The 14,666-nt window shown below is 61.2% G+C and carries 12 protein-coding genes and 1 pseudogene; 6 read left to right on the forward strand and 7 right to left on the reverse strand.

The window, feature by feature from the left end; genetic code table 11:
- The first annotated feature begins 9 nt into the window (after positions 1 to 9).
- Positions 10 to 432, forward strand: a complete 423-nt coding sequence (locus ACTJKH_RS10635) for a (deoxy)nucleoside triphosphate pyrophosphohydrolase (protein ID WP_440736871.1) — start codon at positions 10 to 12, stop codon at positions 430 to 432.
- On the opposite strand, the gene ACTJKH_RS10640 is transcribed toward ACTJKH_RS10635, so the two are convergent.
- The 6 genes from ACTJKH_RS10640 to ACTJKH_RS10665 form a co-directional block, all read right to left on the reverse strand.
- Entirely contained in the window at positions 433 to 1,320 is an 888-nt protein-coding gene (locus ACTJKH_RS10640) for an HNH endonuclease (RefSeq protein ID WP_440736872.1), read from the reverse strand.
- Positions 1,321 to 1,805: 485 nt separating this feature from the next.
- Positions 1,806 to 4,268, reverse strand: coding sequence for a DEAD/DEAH box helicase (locus tag ACTJKH_RS10645; RefSeq protein WP_440736873.1), 2,463 nt, complete (start codon positions 4,266 to 4,268; stop codon positions 1,806 to 1,808).
- Positions 4,268 to 5,065 carry a Hachiman antiphage defense system protein HamA gene (locus ACTJKH_RS10650; protein WP_440736874.1) on the reverse strand — a complete coding sequence of 266 codons (798 nt, stop codon included), beginning with the start codon at positions 5,063 to 5,065 and terminating at the stop codon, positions 4,268 to 4,270. Before ACTJKH_RS10650 ends, ACTJKH_RS10645 begins: the two co-directional genes overlap by 1 nt.
- Positions 5,066 to 5,109: 44 nt before the next feature.
- Positions 5,110 to 8,244 carry a type I restriction endonuclease subunit R gene (locus tag ACTJKH_RS10655; RefSeq protein ID WP_440736875.1) on the reverse strand — a complete coding sequence of 1,045 codons (3,135 nt, stop codon included), beginning with the start codon at positions 8,242 to 8,244 and terminating at the stop codon, positions 5,110 to 5,112.
- Positions 8,241 to 9,386, reverse strand: a complete 1,146-nt coding sequence (locus ACTJKH_RS10660) for a restriction endonuclease subunit S (RefSeq protein WP_440736876.1) — start codon at positions 9,384 to 9,386, stop codon at positions 8,241 to 8,243. The genes ACTJKH_RS10655 and ACTJKH_RS10660 overlap by 4 nt, the downstream gene beginning before the upstream one ends.
- Positions 9,383 to 10,948 carry a type I restriction-modification system subunit M gene (locus ACTJKH_RS10665; protein WP_440736877.1) on the reverse strand — a complete coding sequence of 522 codons (1,566 nt, stop codon included), beginning with the start codon at positions 10,946 to 10,948 and terminating at the stop codon, positions 9,383 to 9,385. The genes ACTJKH_RS10660 and ACTJKH_RS10665 overlap by 4 nt, the downstream gene beginning before the upstream one ends.
- A gap of 208 nt (positions 10,949 to 11,156) precedes the next feature.
- Between ACTJKH_RS10665 and ACTJKH_RS10670 the strand changes: the two genes are divergently transcribed.
- From ACTJKH_RS10670 to ACTJKH_RS10685, 4 genes and pseudogenes are all read left to right on the forward strand, one after another.
- Entirely contained in the window at positions 11,157 to 12,158 is a 1,002-nt protein-coding gene (locus ACTJKH_RS10670; protein WP_440736878.1) for an SDR family NAD(P)-dependent oxidoreductase, read from the forward strand.
- 55 nt (positions 12,159 to 12,213) lie between these two features.
- Positions 12,214 to 13,131 (forward strand): hypothetical protein, encoded by a 918-nt coding sequence (locus ACTJKH_RS10675; RefSeq protein WP_440736879.1) that lies wholly within the window; start codon positions 12,214 to 12,216, stop codon positions 13,129 to 13,131.
- Positions 13,106 to 13,840 (forward strand): HIRAN domain-containing protein, encoded by a 735-nt coding sequence (locus ACTJKH_RS10680; protein WP_440736880.1) that lies wholly within the window; start codon positions 13,106 to 13,108, stop codon positions 13,838 to 13,840. Before ACTJKH_RS10675 ends, ACTJKH_RS10680 begins: the two co-directional genes overlap by 26 nt.
- A gap of 44 nt (positions 13,841 to 13,884) precedes the next feature.
- Positions 13,885 to 13,986: pseudogene (locus ACTJKH_RS10685) on the forward strand (short-chain dehydrogenase); the annotation flags it as partial.
- A 5-nt stretch (positions 13,987 to 13,991) separates the two neighbouring features.
- On the opposite strand, the gene ACTJKH_RS10690 reads toward ACTJKH_RS10685, so the two are convergent.
- Positions 13,992 to 14,267 (reverse strand): hypothetical protein, encoded by a 276-nt coding sequence (locus tag ACTJKH_RS10690; protein ID WP_440736881.1) that lies wholly within the window; start codon positions 14,265 to 14,267, stop codon positions 13,992 to 13,994.
- A 128-nt stretch (positions 14,268 to 14,395) separates the two neighbouring features.
- Between ACTJKH_RS10690 and ACTJKH_RS10695 the strand changes: the two genes are divergently transcribed.
- Positions 14,396 to 14,650 carry a hypothetical protein gene (locus ACTJKH_RS10695; RefSeq protein WP_440736991.1) on the forward strand — a complete coding sequence of 85 codons (255 nt, stop codon included), beginning with the start codon at positions 14,396 to 14,398 and terminating at the stop codon, positions 14,648 to 14,650.
- Positions 14,651 to 14,666: the final 16 nt, after the last annotated feature.

Raw genomic sequence — 14,666 nt, forward strand, 5'->3', positions numbered from 1 at the left:
AGGATTCTCATGGACGAGGTCTTCAATCTTCGGCACCCGAAAGCTCTGGAGGTCGTTGGAGCGGTCATCGTGCGGCACGGGTTGGTGCTCGCTGCGCAGCGGGGCCCGACCAAGCGCCTCGGGGGCCAGTGGGAGTTCCCTGGCGGCAAGGTCGAGCCCGGAGAGGCGCCGGATGCCGCACTCGAACGCGAGATCTCTGAAGAGCTGGGTTGCGGCATCACCGTCGGCGAGAAGATCACGACGACTAGACACACATACGACTTTGGCGTGATCGAGCTGACGACGTTCTATGCCGAGCTGGCAGCCGGCGAACCTCGGGCAACGGAGCACGCGGAAGTGCGGTGGATCTCGCCCGACGATCTCTCCGATCTCCGGTGGGCGGAAGCCGACCTGCCGACGATTGCGGCCATCCGCTCGAGGAGCGTCGAATAGTCAAGCCGCGAAGAGCGCGAACTTCTCCGCTAGCCGCTCTTTCGAGGGGTGATCGACTCGACGTTCCGGCAGACGCAGCGAGCGACCATGCATGTCCTGCAGCCCGTGTCGCAGCATCGGTCCGTCGACCTCATCGAGAAGAGCTTGGTCGATGCGCACCTCGTAGTCGGGTGTGATGCCGAGCAGATTCCGGTCGTACGAGGCGTGATGGATCTTGCAGAGCGCCAGACCGTTGGTCACCTCGGCGACGCCATTGAGATCCGCGTCCGCGATGATGTGTGCGGCGTCGAGAAGTTCCGAGTGCTTGAGCTCACAGATCGCACAGGCCGTCCCGTATGCGCGGAGCACCCTCGCGCGGAACATCGGCTGATGCAGCCGGGTCCTCACCAGGCGCTTCGCATAACGCCTCTCGTACTCTTTGAGATTCAGCGGGTCATCGAAGTACCGAAGCGACTCGTCGAGAGCAATATGGACAACGCGCTCGACGGGGTCGTCGTGCACGATGTACACCGGATAGAAGGCGACGAAGTAGCTTGGTCGCACTCCGAGGAAGTAAACCAGCGGGTCGCCGCTCTCGAAAGCATGGCGGAGCTTGACATTATCTCCGCCATCGCGGGACTGGTATGAATAGGTGACGAGCCCCTCTGAGCTGATGCCGTCGGAGTAGACGGTCTTCTTGGAGCTCGTCATCACGGTGAGAGTCGAATCGAAATCGGCCGGGTTGCGGATGCCGCGGCTGGTGTCGAGGAGAGGGATGCGCTCGCCGTCGTAGGTATAGTTCGTCAGCTCGTCGCGGCTGAATTCATAAGCGCCAGCGTTACGTCGATCGTCCAGCCAGCGGAAGACACCAGTGCGTATGGCGTCTTGCTCAGTGCGAGGACGTGACATAACTTCAGATTAGCTCGGAGCATGCTGACTTTCCGCGCCTATGCGCCTCACCTTCTGGTGGATAGTCGCCCATGAGGGCGATCACGGCCGCCCTCCCCAGCTAAAGCGCTCGATTCGGCGGAAGCGCAAGGCCCGCGCGGACTATGGTTTTTCTCGATAGAGCAGCTACTTTGAGACCTCCTGCTGGATACTTGTCGTTGACGTCCTCGCCCGGGCTGGAGCCAATCATCGACCTTGGGATTGTCGATCGGTGAAGCCGTTGAAAGCGGGAGCTCGACCGACGCCGCAATTCGGGAGAGCGCAATGTTCAGGGCATCGTCCTCCTTCAGGCTTTCGGCGATGGCCCCGGCATACTGCCCGTGCTCCGACTCCATGTAGTCGGGCGTGAGCGCAGCGAGATCCCACGTAGGTACGGTCGCTTCGACGGCTACAGCGTCGCGCCACACGCTTGTTTCGCTCTGCAAGATCCTCTCGGACTCGCCGGATCAAGCCTGCGCGCCGATCAGTCCCCGCACCTCGAAGAGCAGGATGTCATTGATGTTCGCCGATTCAATCGCCTCGAGTAGACCCGGGCGAAGCTCCATTGTGTTCGCGGCGGTGTCCGCTCCGACGAACTCGCGATAGGACTCCGCTACGAGGTGCGCAAGCTCAAACGACATGCCGTTACGCAGCAGAGTGATCACGTACCGATCGGCCGTGCCGTACTTGAGCTTGAGGTAGAACGTCTCCTCGACCAGTTCCAGGGAGAACAAGATCTCGAGGTACTTCATGAGGCTGTAGTCGAGGAAGTCGAGCTCTGCCTTGATCCGCACGATCGCGAGGTTGACAAGCGCACCGCGCGACTTTGTCGACCGCCTTACGTAGGCACTCGTGTGTTCCGTCTCGAAGCGCTTGACCTCGCCCCACTTCGATCCCACCCAGATCAGATCGTCTCGTTGACGATTCCAATGCGTAAGATAGCGCCCGATCATGAGCTTCAGCGGGTCGCCTTCAGCTCGCCAGCTGAGGAACATGGCGTAGAAGTTGCGCGCCCCCTGCTCGTCTCGAATGCGTTCGAGGTCATCAGTGTTGCGGCCGAGCTCAACACCGGTGAGGAAAATGTCGACGATCAACGCGATCAGATCGTCGGCCGTCGAGACTAAGTCGCCAGTTCGATCAGCCGCGCGCTCGTGCATCAGCAACTCGTAACGGAACACGTCGAAGTCGTGAGCGCCGTGTCGGAAGCAGAGACGGCCGAGGTGTGTCTGAGCAAGCCGGGCACCCTCAAGCCCGGACGCCCCCGACTCGATATTCTCGAGCCGCTCGAGCGCTTCGATGCGGGGTTGATCGACCGGGCCAGACTCGAGGAGTGGGTTCTCCACCGAATCAGAGGCCGACTTGGACGGATCTGCTCGATCCTCGAGCCAGTCCAGCGGGTTCCAGCGTTTCGGCGCATATGAACTCTTGAAGACGTACACCTTCGGAACTAGTAGAGAGAGTTTCGGAGTGTCCATTGAGAAGATCTGGCTAAACCGGGCCACACGGCCAACCAAGTTCCTGAAGGCGGAACGCGCAAGGTAGCCTCGTCCGCGATCAGGCGACAGCAGGACCATTGTGTCTGCAGGGGTGTTGACGCCTTCCAGCAAGGTGGACGTTGTCACGAGGTAGCGATTGTCTGGGGATCGATCTTCCCGGAAGAGGCTTTCGACGTACTGTCGCAGCACCTCGGGGATCTGTCCGTGATGGAAGAGGACGCCGCTCCGGATTACGTCGACGAGCAAGTAGTCCTTATCGATGAGGTCACTGATTGCCTCGATAGCCTTGGCTGCGGCAGACGCGATGGCATCGTTCGCTGGGGCAGTCTTCATTGCGATGCGCCGCGCCAGATCTTGTGCGTCTCTCGGCTTGTTGAGGTAGACGATTGTTCGATGGCCCGCGAACGTGATGACTGCGTCAGCGTCATCCGCTGGTATCGCTCGGGGTGTCTCGAACGACCGAGCCAGGAATTGATCGAAGACGTGAAGTGACTCCCCCGGCGTCCCGACGAGGAACTGCTCGATCTTGACCTGCTCATTGACCGTGCGGGCTCGAACTTGCTCGTCAGCGCCGTTCACGTGTCGGAGAACCTCCGGGTTCTCTAGGAACGGCGTGTAGTACGCAATCTGCAAATCAGCCTTGCGCGCTCGTGCAACAAGGATGACCTGCGAAAGTTCAAGCGCACGTGCGTCATCGGACAGCACGTTCTGCGCTTCATCAATCAAGAGTTGATCGATCTTGAGGCCCGGGTTATCGACGAAGAGCTTGTGGAGCCGCTCTTGCGTGAGGATCGCGACGAACGAGGGCTCTCCGTTGTATGCCTCAGGGTGAGAAATGACGCGTGCCGAGATGTCGCGTTGACGCATGAGACGCACCAGTTCAGCTTTTGTCTGCGCGATCAGAGCTTTTGACGGCACCACGATGCAGACTGCCCCCGGGAGCGAAGCAAGGGCGCGGTCGGTCATCATCTCCGACTTGCCGTACGAGGTTGGCGCGATTATTGCCGCGTGTGCGTTCATCGTGTTGAAGGCACGTAGCGCCAACTGTTCGCGGGTGCGAGTGATCCCGTCTGAGGTGAAGTTCTTGCTGTGCGCAACTCCGATGACGCGGTGAAGGGAGTCGTCCTCTAGCACCCCGGGGTGCGCTTTGTGGATCGCAGCGATGACGGGCATCAGCTCGCGGTGATCCGCGATGTCAAGTAGCGGATCGAAGTCAGCGGTGTCCAGTGAGTACTGCAGCGCGATGCGGTATCCGAGCTTCTCAACCGTGGCGTCCCCCTGGCGAAGGAAAATGATCGCGTACGAAAGCAGCTCCTGATACTCGTCACCGGAGAGAGTCGCGCCCAGCGACATGCGCTCGTACAGCTCGAGAAAGCGCGAGCCCTCCAGGTTCGCCTGGTTACGAAGCTTCCGATGAGTGATGTCGACCGCCATCAGGCTGCCGACCCAACAGAAGCACGGAGGACGTCGACCAGATCTTCGAGATCCGCCTGTTGAATGAGCAGAATACGAAGATCGGCAAATCGGCCACGACCGGTCACGTTATCGATGAGAGCCTTTCCTGTTGCAGCATCGATCTCGCTGAGATCGAGTTGGTGCATCACGACACCGCAGAGGAGCGCCCGTACTTTCGCCGCGCTGCCCCCATCGATCGTCTTAAAGTCCGCTCGGAGCAGCTTCTTGACGGTCTTCGCCTCCTTGCTCCGAAGAGTCGCGTCCGCGTCAAGCTGTGCCGCGTCCCACCGCTTCTTGCGAACATCCGACGTGAACATGTCGTGCAGGCTCCGCTCCGCCACTCCGACCAGGTCGCGAACCTTGCTATCGGCGGTCTGGGCGGCGTTGACCCGCCCAGCTTTGACTTCGCCGTACCAAAGACCGCCATCAACGTCGTCGTAAAAAGTAAGGTCGAAACCCTTCTTGATCGCGCTCTCTTCCTTGTTCAAGTAAAGAGCCGCCGATATGAGACGCTCGTGGCCATGCGGCACCAGAAGGTGCACAATAAGTTCCCCTGCGATGCCAAGGCGAGTCTCGTCGCTCTTGGTGTCGTAGAGCTTGAAGAACTCTTCGATCGTCGTATCAAGTGAGTAGTAGTCAGGATCCTCGGCGGCGTTCACGCGTCCGTAGCAATACTCGACGAGCCTGGCGTTCAGCGTGTCCTTGATCTCCTGCGTGACCTCTTCAAGCACGAGGATGCTTGCATCGTCGACGGCGACGACTCTCACTCCATCCATGCCAACCCCCAATTCTGAACGCTTCTCCGCCAGCGGTTCATGGCCTATGAAGTCTCCACGCGTGCCAGCGCTTCGGCTTGCTCGATCACCAGTTCGATTGCTTTGTCCTCTGCGTCCGGCGGGTAGTCGTGCTTGGCCAGCAATCGCCGCACCTTCGTGCGCATCGCAGCGCGAACGGAGTCCTTGAGGTTCCAGTCGATGGTGGCCGACGCCCGGACAGCTGTAACGAGTTCCTGCGCGATCTTCTTGAGCGTGTCGTCTCCTAGCTCAAGCACCGCGGCATCGTTGAGCCGGACGGCGTCGTAGAACGCAGTCTCATCCTCACGCAGGCCGAGCGCTTCATGGCGGGCATCCTCAGCACGCATCGTCTTCGCGAGCTTGACGAGCTCCGCAATGATTTCTGCCGTCGTCAGAGACCGGTTCGTGTACCGGTTGACCGCCTCTTCAAGCTGCTCGGAGAACTTTCGCGCCTGCACCACATTCGTCCGCTGCACCGTGCGGATCTGGTCGTTGAGCAACCGTCGAAGCAGCCCCATCTGCAGGTTGGGCTTCTCCTTCTCGGCGAGTGAATCGAGGAACTCCTCGGACAGCAGTGACAGCTCAGGAGTCTCAACGCCGGCCAGCTGGTAGACGTCGATCACCTGATTTGCCGAGACGGCCTCGTTCAAGATTTGTCCAAGAGCGGTGTCGATCTCGACACTGCCGCTACCGCCGCGCCCCGAGTCGGGGTTCTGGATCTTGAGGATCGCTGCGCGCACATCAGTGAACAAGCGAACGTCGTTCCGAATGGCCGCAGCTTCGTCACGCGCGCCGGCCAGCGCGAACGCCTTTGCCAGCGCCAGCACCTGATCGTTGAAGCGGCGGGTCCGATCAGGATCGGCCATAACGAAGTCGAGCACCTTGGCGTACTCAGCGAGACGCTGCGATGGCGAGAGCGCCGGTGACGCGTCGTAGCTCACGCCGTGAAGCAGTCCGCGCACGACGTCATGCTTTTCGAGCATGATGTTGACCATGTCCTCGATCGGCACACCCGCCTGATCGCGGTCGGACGGCGAGTACTCGCTCAGCGCGCTCTGCAGGTTGTCGAAGATGCCGATGTAATCGACGATCAGCCCACCCGGCTTGTCCCGGAACGTTCGGTTCACGCGCGCGATGGCCTGCATGAGCCCTGCACCCTGCATGGTCTTATCGACGTACATGGTGTGCATCGATGGAGCGTCGAAGCCCGTCAGCCACATGTCACGCACGATGACCAGCTCGAGCGGATCGTCAGCGTTCTTCGCCCGTGCCTTGAGATCCTTGCGCACGTCCTTCGAGTGGATGTGCGGCTGGAACTCGGCAGGGTCCGCAGCCGAGCCAGTCATGACGACCTTGATCTTGCCCTTGGTGGGGTCGTCGGAGTGCCACTCCAGACGCAGCGCCACGATCTTCTCGTAGAGGCGCACCGCGATGCGGCGGCTCATCGTCACGATCATGGCCTTACCGAGGATGGACTCGCGTCGTTTCTCCCAGTGGTCGACGATGTCCGCGGCGACCATGTCGAGGCGCGCGTCGGCGCCGACGATCGCTTCGAGCCGTGACCATCGTGATTTTGCGGCGGTCGCCGCGTCCTCTTCGACCTGCTCTGTGACCTCTTCGACAAGCTCGTCGAGTGCGGCGTAGTCCTCAGCTGATAGATCTACCTTCGCGAGGCGGGATTCGTAGAAGATGCGCACCGTCGCACCGTCTTCGACCGCGCGCGTGAGGTCGTACACATCGACGTAATCACCGAACACAGAGCGGGTTGACTTGTCTGCCGAGTCAATCGGCGTTCCGGTGAAGCCGAGATAGGTAGCTCCTGGTAAGGCGTCGCGCATGTGCTTCGCGAGCCCGGCCTTGAGCCGCCCGGTGCGGTCGAGGTACTCGCTGAAGCCGTACTGCGAGCGATGCGCCTCGTCCGCGATCACGATGACGTTGCGTCTATCGGTCAGCAGAACGCTTGCGTCCCCGTCTTCGCCCGGCGCGAACTTCTGAATTGTCGTGAAGACGATGCCACCCGATGCGCGGGTCAGCCTCGTGCGCAGATCCTTACGAGTCTCGGCCTGTACTGGCGATTCAGGCAGGATGTGCGCTGGCGCGAAGACCTCTTCGTAGAGTTGGTTATCGAGGTCGTTGCGGTCGGTGATGAACACGAGCGTCGGGTTGGCCATCCGGGCATCTCGCATCACCTTTGCGGCGTAGAACACCATCTCGAAGCTTTTACCGGAGCCCTGGGTGTGCCAAACGACACCACCGCGACGGTCGCCGGACGGACTCGACGCTTGGATGGTCGACTCGACCGCAGCGTTGACTGCCCAGTACTGGTGATACTTCGCGACGCGCTTGATAAGAACAGAAGTCTTCTGCTTCGTGGCTTTGTCCGTCACGGTTTCACGGCTGAACACCACGAAGTTGCGAAGCAGGTCGAGGAAGCGAGTCTTGTCGAAGACGCCCTTGATAAGCACCTCGAGCGCCGGCCGATCGGTGATAACCGTCCTGCCGTCCATCGTCTTCCACGGGGCGTAGTGCTCGAACGCACCGCTGTAGCTGCTCATCGCAGCAGACATTCCATCCGAGATGACCGTCACTGCGTTCGCAAGGAACACCGACGGAATGTCCTTCCGATACGTCTGCACTTGATTCCAGGCGGACTTGAGCGTTGCGTGCTCGGCGGCCGGATTCTTGAGTTCCAATAGGGCGAGCGGGATTCCATTGACGAACACGAGCACGTCGGGGCGGCGATTCTTGCCGTTCTCGATAATCGTGAACTGATTGAGCGCCACCCAATCGTTGCGATCCGGGTGCTCAAAGTCGATCAGGTTGATCGTGCGCGTCCGGAGTATGCCGTCGGAGCCTCGGTGCTCCACGGGCACACCTTCGGTGACAAGCTTGTGCAGCCGGTAGTTTTCATCGATCGCACTCTGCGACTCGGCCCGGCGTACGCGCTTGATGGTCTCAGCGACCGCATCATTATCGAGACCGGGGTCAAGGAGCCGAATTGCGTCTCGCAGTCGCTCCCATAGGAAGACTTCTTCGTACGACTCACGCTCTGCAGTGGCTTCGCCGGGCGCGAGGTTCGGGCCGTGCAGCGTGTGATAGCCAAGCTCCGCGAAGTACTCAAGCGCTGCTAGTTCCACGACGTTCTCGTTGAAGTTCGTCATGACGAGACCTCGGCCTCACTTACGCGGATCGCGCCAGAGAGCAGCCCGGGAATGAGGGCATCGCGAGTCGCAAGAAGTCGATCATTCTCGGAGCTGAGCGCATCCATACGACTGAACAGATCGCTGGCCCAGCCGCTGAACTTCAGCTGCTCGGCACGGTTTACTACGGGTGCTGGCCAGCTCGGTATCGCGTCCTTGGCTAGATGAAGGACGGTCGTGCCGGTGACTCGGCTCCTGCAGTGCTCACGGAAAGCCTCGGTCGTAAGCAGGCCGAAGAGGTACTCGATCGGCATGCTGTCGAGCGGGCGCACGATCACAAGATCGAGCGAAGCAACAAGCACCTTGGCGATACTTGAGCTTGGAACTCGCACTCCTCGGCCCACAACCTCCGCCCCCTGAGTGAGATCAGTCTGGGCGACAACAATTTCTCCGGGCGTGATGATCTGTTCGGGTTTGTAGATTCCTGTATATGGTTTGAGCCCGTTGCTCTTGTAGCCACCATTGCGGTTGATGCTCTTCAGTGTGACGAGCGCTACGTCACACTCGGAGAGCTCGGCGCTGGTATACGACCGGCCGCGGACAAGCTCTGTCAGCTCACCGAGTGGCTGCAAGGACGCTCGACCTTGCTCTGTGATGCTGGCGAAGCGCGCTGCCACAAGCTCCCCTATGAGGCTGATGGCTCGCCGGTTTGAGTCGATCTTGTCGTCGAGCGCGCCGAGAGTTGCCGCGATCGCGCGCTGCTCCTCGATCAGGGGAAGGCGGATTGTCACCTTACGTGCGTCGCCTTGGGAGATGAACGGCTGCGCCGAACCACGCAACGGGAAGGTGCCCTGCCCTTGTGTGGCCCAGAATAAGTAACGCGTATCCGCCACTGATTCATCAATCGAGAAAAAACGAATCGTGTTCTTGATACAGGACCATTGACCAGAAGCAAGCCATGTCTTTCCGGCATTCGCCCCAATAGCGCTAAGAACCACGCCGATTCGATCGTAATCAAAATAGGGCAAGTAACCATCCTGCCCAGACGCACTGTAGGCCGGGTACTGATCCCCAGTTGACACATACGACTTCTTAGTGACCGACGTGTCGCCCCACTGCAGATCTGCAATCTCGCCGAGCGTCACCAGATCCCTTGAGGTCATGAGATCATTCCTAGGCGTAGACGGACTTCGTCCTCAAGCTTCCGTCCGCGCTCAAACTCGGCGAACAGCTCGCTCGTTAGTCGCTCGATCTTGTCGTCGATGGGCTCGTCGTCGACCTCGGCCTCTGCGGCGCCGACGTACCGGCCCGGCGTGAGCACGAAATCGTGCTTCTCGACCTCCTCGATCGTTGCCGACTTCGCGAAACCAGGCACGTCCGCGTACTCCCCGTCATGGTTACGCCACTCGTGATAGGTGTCCACAATCTTCGCGATGTCCTTGTCCGACAGCACGCGCAGACGGCGCGACTCCATCTCGCCCAGCTTGCGGGCGTCGATGAACAGCACCTCGCCGGCGCGGGCGCGGTGGCCGTTGCCGTCGCGGGCCTTGGACACGAACCACAGCGACACCGGGATGCCGGTATTGAAGAACAGCTTGTCGGGCATCGCAACGATGCAGTCCACGAGGCCCGCCTCGACGAGCTTGCGTCGAATTTCACCTTCGCCTCCGCTCTTCGAAGAAAGAGAGCCGTTCGCGAGCACGAACCCTGCTGTGCCCTTCGGGCTCAAGTGATGGATGAAATGCTGCACCCAACCGAAGTTTGCATTACCCTGCGGCGGCGTGCCGTACTTCCAACGCGGATCATCCGCAAGCTTCCCGTCCCACCAGTCGGATACGTTGAACGGCGGGTTCGCGATGATGAAGTCGGCGCGAAGGTCTGGGTGCAGATCCTCCGTAAAGGTATCAGCCGACTTCGGGCCAAGATCTGCCTCGATACCCCGCAGCGCGAGGTTCATCTTCGCGAGCTTCCACGTCGTGTCCGTGTACTCCTGCCCGTAGACCGAGATGTCGGTGCGCTTGCCGCCATGCGCTTTCACGAACTCAGCTGACTGCACGAACATGCCGCCCGAGCCAGCGGCCGGGTCATAGACGCGACCCTTGTACGGCTCGAGCATCTCGACAAGCGTCCTAACGATGCTTCGTGGCGTGTAGAAGGCACCAGCATCCTTGCCGGTCTCCTTGCCGGCGAACTGTCCGAGGAAGTACTCGTAAACGCGCCCAAGCACGTCGTCTGCACCGTGGTCATCAGTGCTGGTAAAGCCGATGCCGCCAATCAGGTCAACGAGCTCGCCGAGGCGTCGCTTGTCGAGACCGTCACGTCCGTAGTTGCGCGGGAGCACACCTCGAACAGACGGGTTCTCCTTCTCGATGAGGTCCATCGCCATGTCGATGTCTTGGCCAACCGTCGTAAGCTTCGCTCGCGACTGCACGTAGCCCCAGCGAGCGTTCTCGGGCACCCAGAAGACGTTCTGGCTGGTGTATTCGTCGCGATCCTCGAGGAACGACGCGATGCGCACCGGCTTGATGCCATCTGTGAGGAGTTCCGATTCCAGCGACCCGCGGCGCTCTTCGAAGCGGTCGGAGATGTACTTCAGGAAGACGAGGCCGAGCACGACATGCTTGTACTCGCTCGGCTCCTGATTTCCGCGCAGCTTGTCGGCAGCGTCCCACAGCCGCTGCTCCAGCGTCTTCGTTGGTTTCGGCTTCGCGGTTCGTCCTGCCATGGCGTGTTGTCTTCTCCTTGATTCGGATCGCCTCGTCAACTGGTGCCGGCGGTGTTCTCGATCTCACGGTAGTGGTCGCATACCGGCATAGCGCGATCGCGGCGCTTTCGCGCTACACCGTGTCCGCATTCCGGGTCCCCATCTTTTGCGATACGCTCGAGATAAGTAGACGCACCGTTGCGAAACCCAAGCCCGAAGGAGCTCGAACATGGCCCTCACAGCACACTCCACCATCGGCGACTGGCTGAACGACCCGACCGGCGGGCCACTCATCCGCGCACTCTTCGAGCAGACGGGCGCCGACCCCGAGCTCCTCACCCCCGTGCTCGGACTCCCGCTGCAGCAGCTCGTCGCGATGAGCCAGGGCGCCCTCCCACAGTCAGTCGTCGACGACCTCGTGCGCGCGGCCAATGGCGGCGAGATCCCCGAAGCCGACGAGTTCGAGGGCTGGAACGAGAGGCCCACCACCGGACGCTTCGCCGGCAAGACAGTGATCGTCACGGGCGCAGCATCCGGAATCGGCAAGGCCACCGCGTCCCGCATCGCCCGCGAAGGCGGACGCGTCATCGCCTCCGACATCGCCGCCGACAAGCTCGACGCTCTGAAGGCCGAGCTGCCGGATGCCGACATCACCACCGTCGCCGGAGACCTCACCAAGCAGGACGCGATCGACGCCGTCATCGCCGCCGCGGGCGACACGATCGACGCCCTCGCGAACGTCGCCGGCATCAACGACGACTTCTCCCCCGCGGGCGAGACGACGGATGCCGTCTGGGACCGCGTCATCGCCATCAACCTCACCGCCCCGTTCAAGCTCATGCGCGCGGTGCTGCCGATCATGGAGAAGGCCGGCCGCGGCTCGATCCTCAACGTCTCAAGCGAAGCGGGCCTGCGCGGCAACGCGTCGGGCAACGCCTACACGGCCAGCAAGCACGGCATCATCGGCGTCACGAAGTCCGCGGCGTTCATGTACGGACCGAAGGGCATCCGCGTGAACTCCGTCGCACCAGGCGGCGTCGCCACCGGCATCCCGATGCCCTCGAACATGTCGGAGTACGGCTCGGGCCGCCTTGCCCCGTTCCAGCAGTCGATCCCGACGGTCGCGACCGCCGAGCACCTCGCCGCGTCGATCACGTTCCTGCTGTCGGACGACGCTGTGAACATCAACGGTGCGGTGCTGGCATCCGATGGTGGATGGTCGGTGCAGTAAGGGCGTGCCGAGAGCGTTCGGACTCGATGTCCTGCGAGTCCGATACCGTCGGACCATGCCGCACCGATGGGATCCACTCCAGCTCGGCGAAAGCGATCTCGACGAGCACGACCCCGAAGAGCAAATGGGGTCGAAGGAAAAGAACTGGGTACGCATCGAGAGCGATGACAGACGCTGGCTTGTTAAGGTTGCGCGAGTTGACGACCGCGATGGAACCGTCAGCGGCGAGGACTGGGCTGAATGGCTCGTTCAGCACATCGCCGGCAGTATCGGCGTGCCAACGGCGCTCGTTCGACCGGCGTTCTTCGAAGGACATCGAGCGACAGCATCTCGCTCGATGCTGCGGGATGAGTTGGATCGCCTCATCCATGGCAACGAACTCCTCAGCGCTCGCTTCCCGGACTACGACCAGAGCATTAGAGGAGAGAATCCCGGGTACAAGCTGAGCGCCGTCCGAGATGCGATTGACGGGATCCCAGGCCCGCCCGACCTCCACCTTCCCCTCACCGCCTTCGACACGATCGCTGGATACCTCATGTGCGATGCACTGGTAGCCGGTCGCGACCGACACCACGAAAACTGGGGCGTCATCCGTCGTGGAGATGAGCGGTGGTTGGCGCCGTCTTTCGATCACGGCAACGCACTCGGCTTCCAGGAGCGAGACACAAGACGCCTGAACTTGCTTACGGACCGAGAGTTCTTCGAACGGTGGGTGCGCCGCGGCACTAGTCAGCACTTCGTCGGTCGACCCACGCTGGTCGACCTCGCGATCGCTGCTTTGGGCATGTCTTCGCCTGCCGCTCGCGGTTTCTGGATGGATCGTCTCAGCGACTTTCAACCCGAGAATGTCAGTGATCAGCTAGACAACGTGCCCCATGACGTAATGTCGGAGGTGTCCCGTAGGTTTGTCGTCTCCCTGCTAGACACGAATCGAAGGAGGTTGCTCGATGGCTACCAAGCTGCTCCCGCTTGATGAGGTCGACCTCGGCGTGAGTCAACGTTCGTTGATTCTCGTATGGCAGAACCCGACGAACCGCCGGTTCATGAAGGTCGGCCAACTTGACGCCCTTCCTGGCAAGCGATACGCGTTTCACTATTTTCCCGAGATCGCCAAAGTCGAAGACTTCGTTCCTCTCGATGAGTTCCCCAGCCTGACGCACGCGTACGTGTCAGACGAGGTTCCGGCCTTCTTCGCGAATCGAATCCTGTCTGCCGAACGCCGCGGGTACAACAAGTATTTGACATGGCTCGGCATCGAGAACCTCGATGCTTCTTCAGTTCCGTTTGAGTTTTTGGCAAGATCGGGAGGTGGGCGCGCGACCGATACTTTCCATGTGCTGGATCTGCCGGTTCTAGAAAGTCAGACCTTCGCCAGCCGCTTCTTCATCTCGGGAATCCGCTATATGCCTGACGCGGATCGCATCCTCAGTGAGATTCACGACGGATCTGTTCTCACTCTCGAGCTCGACGAGGCAAATGCGGCTAACCCAAAGGCCGTGTTGATTGACACCCTCGACGGCTCGAAGATCGGCTACGTTCCTGACTGGCTTTGCCACGATATCCACGGCCTCGTTAAGGACGGATGGTCGCTCACGGCTGTGGCAGAACGGGTTAATCCAGAGGCACCGGCGCATGTTCGTGTGCTGTGCCGGGTGGACGCTGTTCGGGCTGCAGCCGAGTAACTGCGTCAATCCGTTTCGCCTGCAACAAACCCTGCGGCTGCGATGCCGAGCACCTCGCCGCGTCGATCACGTTCCTGCTGTCGGACGACGCGGTGAACATCAACGGTGCGGTGCTGGCGTCGGACGGTGGATGGTCGGTGCAATAAGCACCTCAGTTTTGGAGGCCGGCACGGCGACCGTGCCGGCCTTCGAACTCGCCGATCGCCCGCCGCGCCTTGCGCAGCTCGAAGATCCCGATGAACACTCCGATGCCGAACACGGCGGGGCCGATCCATCGGTACAGCGCGCTCGGATCGAGCACGAGCGTGACGACCCATCCTGCAACCATGACCGCGGAGAACACGATCGAGTAGATCGCGAAGTTCTTGCGGCGCTGCAATGCCATGCGCTGCTGGATCAGGGAGGGCTCGGCACTGGGCTCGCTCATGAGCCGAGCCTAGACCGCGGCACCCCGCCTGGCTCCGGCCACCGCCTCCGCGCGGATGAAAGACTGACCCCATGCCCAACCGTCCCGAGATCGTCTGCATTTGCGGCTCCATGCGGTTCATTGAGGACATGCGCGTGGTGAGCCAAAGCCTGACGCTCGCCGGCTTCATCGTCCTCATGCCGGCTGAGATCGACGGCCCGATCACCGATGAGCAGAAGGACGCCCTCGGCGAGCTGCACCTGCGCAGGATCGACCTGGCCGACCGCGTGGAGGTCGTGAACCGTGGTGAGCACTTCGGCGAATCGACGCTCCGCGAGATCGCCTACGCAGAAGCCGCAGGCAAGCCCGTGACCTTCGTCGGCGTCGCGTACGGCTCGCAGTAACCCTCACATCTCCACC

The organism is Microbacterium sp. 22215, assembly GCF_052045655.1.
Taxonomy (GTDB): domain Bacteria; phylum Actinomycetota; class Actinomycetes; order Actinomycetales; family Microbacteriaceae; genus Microbacterium; species Microbacterium phyllosphaerae.